The sequence below is a fragment of the Methylobacterium sp. genome, assembly GCF_028290105.1.
Taxonomy (GTDB): Bacteria; Pseudomonadota; Alphaproteobacteria; order Rhizobiales; family Beijerinckiaceae; genus Methylobacterium.
This window is the reverse complement of sequence record NZ_JAQGKL010000310.1, coordinates 1-6,091: the sequence shown is the minus strand read 5'-3', so window position 1 is coordinate 6,091 and position 6,091 is coordinate 1. Positions and strand designations below refer to the sequence as shown.

Here is a 6,091-nt window from a genome sequence, read left to right as displayed (position 1 = left end):
GGCCGGGCGGGCTTCGCCGTCGGCCTCGACACGCCCGAGAGCGCCCGCGCCATCGCGTCCGATCTCGCTGACGCCGGATACGCGGCCGGGGACCTGCCCGGGCCGGGCGGGCTGATGCGCGTCCTGACCCACGGGCCGCGCGATTTCGTCGTGCAGCTGGCCGCCTACGAGGCCTGGCAGGCGACGCTGCCGGAGACCGCGCGGGCGGCCCTCGCTGACGCCTGGGGAACGCCCGAGGCCGATCCGCTCTGCGTCGACGGCGCCTTCCGCTTCCCCGTGGTGAACGCGAATCAGCCTGGCGGGGGCGACGCGCCGGGCCGCCTGTCGCTGTTCCTGCAGCCCGATCGCGGCCGGTCGGCGGACCGCAAGACCGGCTATCACGACCCCGACGCGGTGCCGACCCATGCCTACCTCGCCTTTCACCTCGGCCTGCGCCGGAACTTCGACGCGCTGATCCATCTCGGCACCCACGGCACCACCGAGTGGCTGCCCGGCAAGGCCGTGGCGCTCTCGCCCGGGTGCTGGCCGGCCCGGGCCATCGGCGCCCTGCCGGTGGTCTATCCCTTCATCGTCGACGATCCCGGCGAGGCCGCCCCCCTCAAGCGGCGCCTCGGCGGCATCGCCCTGGGGCACCTCACGCCCCGGACCGAGGCCTCGGGCCTCGACCCCGACGCGGCGCGACTGCGCGAGCTCGTGGAGGAATATTCCGCCGCCAGCGTGCTCGACCCGCGCCGCGCCGCGATCCTGGCGAAATCCATCCTCGACGAGGCGGCCTCCGCCGGGTTGCTCGACGGCGCCGGGATCGACGCGGCGACCCCCATGCCGGACGCGCTCGCCGCCCTCGACGCGCATCTGTGCGATCTCGGCGAGGTCGTCACCCGCGACGGGCTGCACGTGTTCGGCCGCGCCGCCCCGGATGCGCCTGACGCGGTCGCGGCCTGCGCGGCGGCCGAGCGCGACGGGCTGCTCGCCGCCCTCGACGGGCGCTTCGTACCCCCAGGCCCCGCCGGATCGCCCTCGCGTGGACGCACCGACGTGATGCCCACGGGCCGCAACCTCGCCACCCTCGACCCGCGCGCCCTGCCGACGCGGGCCGCGACCACCCTCGGCGCCAAGGCCGCAGAAGCGGTGGTGCTGCGTTACCTCCAGGACGAGGGCGAATACCCCGCCCGCATCGTCATGGACCTCTGGGCCTCGCCGACCCTGCGCACGGGGGGCGAAGACGTCGCCCACGCGCTGGCGCTGATGGGGGTGCGCCCGACCTGGGACCACGCCTCCACCCGCGTCACCGGCTTCGAGGTGCTGCCGCTCGCCCTCCTCGACCGGCCGCGCATCGACGTGACGGTGCGCGTCTCCGGCGCGTTCCGCGATACGTTTCCGGAGACGCTGTCGCTCATCGCCCGCGCCGCCGAGGCGGTGGCCGGCCGCAGCGAGGAGGACGACGAGAACCCCCTCGCCGCCGCCCGGCGCCGGGGCGAATCGCCGGCCCGCGTCTACGGCGCCGCCCCCGGCCGCTACGGCGCCGGTGCGGGCGGCCTCGCCCTCGACGGCGCCTGGGACACACGCGACGACCTCGGCCGCGCCTATCTCGACGCCACCGCCTATGCCTATGGCGGAGCCACAGACGAAGCCGATGCGGGCTTCGCCGCGCGGGTGGGCCAGGCCGATGCCTACGTGCACGCCTTCGACGTCGCGGAGCGCGACCTCCTCGACGGGGATGCCGCCGTGGAGGCGATGGGCGGGTTCTCGGCAGCCGCGGCGCTGACGGGGGCGAGCCCCGCCCTCTACAGCCTCGACGTGGCGGTGCCCGAGGCCCCGAAGGCCCGCACGGCCCGGGAGGACGCGGCCCGGCTGATCCGGGGGCGTCTGGCCCATCCGCGCTGGATCGCGGCCCAGCTCCGGCACGGCTATCGCGGCGCGCAGGAACTGGCGCAGGGCATCGACGCGGTCTTCGTGCTGGCCGCAACCACCGACGCCGTTTCCGATTCCGACCTCGACCGGCTCTACGGTGCGATGATCGCCGATCTCGACACCTTCGAGACCCTCCGGGCCGCCAACCCGGACGCCGCCCGCGCCATCTTGGAACGCTTCGACGAGGCGCGCCTGCGCGGCCTCTGGCGGACCCGCCGGAATGCGCTCGCCGCCGACGAATTGCTGCGCGAGGCGGCGGAGTGAACGCGCCCCGCCGGGTCCCGCCGGAGGCGCCGGCCCGGCGCGGCTGGTGCCCGAGCCTCGCGCGTCCGATGCCCACCGGCGACGGGCTTCTCGCCCGCATCCACCCGCCGCTCGGGCGGCTGACCCCGGATCGGGCCCGCGCCGTGGCGGCCGGCGCCCGCCGCTACGGTAACGGCCACATCGACGTGACGGCGCGCGCCAACCTTCAGGTTCGCGGCGTCACGGACGCGACCCGTTGTGGACTCGCGGACGCGCTCGCGGCGGTCGGCCTCGGCGACGTGCGCGCGGATGGCGGCCCCCAGCGGCTCACCCTGACGACGCCCCTGGCCGGCTTGGAGGCGGGGCTCGTCGATGTCCCGGCGCTCGCCCATACGATCGAGGCGATCGGCCTGGCGGTTCCGCGCCTGCCGCCGAAGACCCTGGTCGCCGTGGAGGCGGCCTCCCCCGGCATCCGGCTCGGGAGCGCGGAGGCGGACATTCATCTTGTCGCCTCGACGGAGGAGCTGACGTTACACCTGGCGGGCGACGAGACCTGGTGGCAGGTCCCGGGCGCCGATCGCTCGACCGTCGTGGCGGCGGCCCTGCGCCTGCTGGCCGAGAGCGGCCAGCGCCGGATGCGCGATCTCCGCGTGGATGCCCGCGCGGACCTCGGCAGCCTCGGTCTGCGCCCCGCCACGCCTCCGGTCGAGGCCTCCGCTCCGCGTCCCGGTCTTCAGCTCTTGAGCGACGCCCGCGTCGCCCTGCTGGTGGAGGCTCCCTTCGGCCGCTGCACGGCCGACGCCCTCGACATCCTCGCGGACGCGGCGGACGCCCTCGGCCCGGAGACCTTTCGCCTCACGCCGACGCGCGGGTTCCTGCTGGTCGCGCCCGACCGGCAAGCGGCGGACGCCGCCCGGCAGATCCTCGCGGACGCCGGCTTCCTGACGCGGGACGACGATCCGCGCGGGGCAATCGCCGCCTGCCCCGGCGCGCCGGCCTGTGCCTCCGGCTCGACGCCGACCTTGACCGACGCCGCCCGCCTCGCGGAGGCGTTCCGGCCCTTCGCGGCGCGGGGCCTGCGCGCCCATGTCTCGGGCTGCCCCAAGGGCTGTGCCCATCCGGCGGCGGCCGACCTCACGCTCGTCGGCCGTAACGGCGATTACGACGTGGTGCTCGAGGGACGCCCCGATGCGTTGCCGGCGATGCGCCTCCCTTTCGAGGCCGCGCTGGAGCGCGTAAGGAGTGCCGATTCGGGCGCTTCCCTCGCCCAGATCTTCTCAGAGCGCCCGTCAGGACCCCCCACGTCATGAGTTCCCGCCTCGACTACCTGCGCAACGGAGGGGCGATCTACGCCCGCTCCTTCGCGATGATCCGGGCCGAGGCCGACCTCGCCCGGTTCCACGGCACGGCCGAGCGGGTGGTGGTGCGGATGATCCATGCCTGCGGCATGACCGACCTGCCCAAGGACGTGGAGGCCTCGGAGGATTTCGCGTCCGCCGGCGAGGCCGCCCTGAAGGCGGGCGCGCCGATCCTGTGCGATGTGCGCATGGTGGCCGACGGTGTCACCCGGGCGCGGCTCCCCGCCGCCAACCGGGTGATCTGCACGCTCAGCGATCCGCGCGTGCCCGACATGGCCGCTTCCATGGCCACCACCCGCTCGGCCGCCGCCATGGAACTCTGGCGCGAGCACCTGCCCGGCAGCGTGGTCGCGGTGGGCAACGCCCCGACCTCGCTGTTCCGGCTCCTCGAACTGCTCGACGAGGGTGTCGCGCCTCCGGCGGCGGTGATCGGCATCCCCGTCGGCTTCGTCGGGGCCGCCGAATCGAAGGAGGCCCTGGCGCGCGACGGCCGGGTGCCCTTCATCGTGGTGCATGGACGGCGCGGCGGCAGCGCCATGACGGCGGCGGCCGTCAACGCGCTCGCGCAAGAGATCGAGTGATGGATTCGAGCGAGCGGCTTCCCCCCGAACCGGCGGAACGGACGGCGATCCCGCGCGTGGCGACCACCGGCACCCTGTTCGGCGTCGGCATGGGCCCGGGCGAGCCGGATTACCTTACCATCCGCGCCATGCGGGTGCTGGAGCGCGCGCCCGTGCTCGTGCATTTCTGCAAGAAGGGCCGGCGCGGCAACGCCCGCACCATCGCTGACGCGGTGCTGGCGCCGGAGCCCGCGCGCGAACACCCGCTGGTCTACCCCTACACCACCGAACTGCACCCCGATCACCCGGACTACGTCGCGGCACTCGCCGCCTTCTACGACGATGCGGCGGGGCGTCTGGCCGACCATCTCGGCGCAGGCCGCGACGTCGCGATCCTCAGCGAGGGCGATCCGTTCTTCTACGGCTCGTTCATGCACCTGTGGCGGCGCTTGAAGGACCGCTTCCCCGTGGAGGTGGTGCCCGGCGTCACCGGCATGTCCGGCTGCTGGACGCGGGCCGGCACCCCGATCACCTGGGGCGACGACGTGCTCACCGTGCTGCCCGCCACCCTGCCGCACGCCGCCCTGGTGGAGCGGCTGCGCCACACCGACGCCGCCGTGCTGATGAAGCTCGGGCGCCACCTGCCCAAGGTCCGGGCGGCCCTGGCCGAGGCCGGCGTGCTGGAGCGCGCGGTCTATGTCGAGCGCGGCACCATGGCAGGCGAGCGGGTGATCCCGCTCAAGGACAAGCCCGACGACGTCGCGCCCTACTTCTCCATGGTGCTCCTGCCCGGCGAGGGCCGGCGCCCGTGAGCGGCTCCGTCACGGTGGTGGGCTCCGTCACGGTCGTAGGCCTGGGCCCCGGCGACCCGCGCCTGCTCACCCGCGCGGCGCAGGAGGCGCTTGCCAACGCGCAGGATCTGATCGGCTACATCCCCTACGTCGCCCGCGTGCCCGAGCGGCCGGGGCTGGTGCGCCATGCCAGCGACAACCGGGTCGAGGTGGACCGCGCCCGCCACGCCCTCGAACTCGCCGCCTCCGGCCGTCACGTGGCCGTGGTATCGGGCGGCGATCCCGGCGTCTTCGCCATGGCGGCGGCGGTCTTCGAGGCGGTGGACGCGGGCGAGCCGGCCTGGCGGCACCTGCCCATCACCGTAGAGCCCGGCATCACCGCCATGCTGGCGGCGGCCGCCCGACTCGGCGCGCCGCTGGGGGGTGATTTCTGCGCGATGTCGCTCTCCGACAACCTCAAGCCGTGGGAGGTCATCACCGCCCGGCTGGAAGCGGTGCTGCGGGCGGATTTCGTGGTGTCCCTCTACAACCCGATCTCCTCCGCGCGGCCCTGGCAGCTCGGTCATGCCCTCGGGCTCGCCGCCGAGATCCGGCGGGGCGACACGCCGGTCATCTTCGCCCGCGCCGTCTCCCGCCCCGACGAGGCGATCCGGGTGCTCACCCTCGACGAGGCCCGCGACGCGACGGCCGACATGGCCACCATGGTCATCATCGGGGCCTCGGCCACCCGGCTGATCCCGCGTGGGGATGCGACGCCCTTCGTCTACACGCCCCGCAGCGTGCCGGCGTGACGCGCCGGCCTGCGCCCGTGGCCGCGTGGAGGCCCGCCCGCCGTGGCGGCGGTCTAGAGCGCGCAGATCCAGGCCAACGCCGCCGCCGCATCGGGCACGCTCGGCACGTCCGGCTTGGCCGGCCGGGACACCATCACCACCGGCAGCCCGAGGCCCCGCGCGGCGGCGATCTTGCCGGCGGTGGCGTCCCCGCCCGAATTCTTGCTCACCAGCACCTCGATCTCGCGCTCGGCCAGGAACGCGGCCTCGGCCGCCGCGTCGAAGGGGCCGCGCGCCTGGATCGCCGTGAAGCGCGGCACCGCGAGGTCGATGGCCTCGATGGCGCGCACCACGTAATCGTGCTGCGGCGCGGCGGCGAAGGCCGCGACCTCCTGCCGGCCGATCGTGAGGAAGACCCGGCGGGGGATCGGGCCCAGCGCCAGCGCGGCCACCGCCAT

Annotated in this window: 6 protein-coding genes; 5 read left to right on the top strand and 1 reads right to left on the bottom strand. The window is 74.9% G+C overall.

Going from position 1 to position 6,091, the window contains the following annotated elements; translation table 11 throughout:
* The 5 genes from JWQ05_RS20390 to cobJ form a co-directional block, all read left to right on the top strand.
* Nucleotides 1-2,175, top strand: a 2,175-nt coding sequence (locus JWQ05_RS20390; RefSeq protein WP_299662632.1) for a cobaltochelatase subunit CobN, incomplete at its 5' end; no start/stop codon positions are given.
* Nucleotides 2,172-3,464: a precorrin-3B synthase gene (gene cobG / locus JWQ05_RS20385; protein ID WP_299662628.1), complete on the top strand. Its 1,293-nt coding sequence runs from the start codon at nucleotides 2,172-2,174 to the stop codon at nucleotides 3,462-3,464. The genes JWQ05_RS20390 and cobG, both read left to right, overlap by 4 nt.
* Nucleotides 3,461-4,093: a precorrin-8X methylmutase gene (locus JWQ05_RS20380; protein ID WP_299662624.1), complete on the top strand. Its 633-nt coding sequence runs from the start codon at nucleotides 3,461-3,463 to the stop codon at nucleotides 4,091-4,093. Before cobG ends, JWQ05_RS20380 begins: the two co-directional genes overlap by 4 nt.
* Nucleotides 4,093-4,884 (top strand): precorrin-2 C(20)-methyltransferase, encoded by a 792-nt coding sequence (locus JWQ05_RS20375; RefSeq protein WP_299662622.1) that lies wholly within the window; start codon nucleotides 4,093-4,095, stop codon nucleotides 4,882-4,884. Before JWQ05_RS20380 ends, JWQ05_RS20375 begins: the two co-directional genes overlap by 1 nt.
* A 14-nt stretch (nucleotides 4,885-4,898) precedes the next feature.
* A complete protein-coding gene (cobJ, locus tag JWQ05_RS20370; protein WP_299662635.1) occupies nucleotides 4,899-5,654 on the top strand; it encodes a precorrin-3B C(17)-methyltransferase in 756 nt (251 codons plus the stop codon).
* A 53-nt stretch (nucleotides 5,655-5,707) separates the two neighbouring features.
* Here the strand turns inward: cobJ and JWQ05_RS20365 are convergent.
* On the bottom strand, nucleotides 5,708-6,091 hold a 384-nt coding region (locus JWQ05_RS20365), incomplete at its 5' end, for a precorrin-6A/cobalt-precorrin-6A reductase (RefSeq protein ID WP_299662619.1).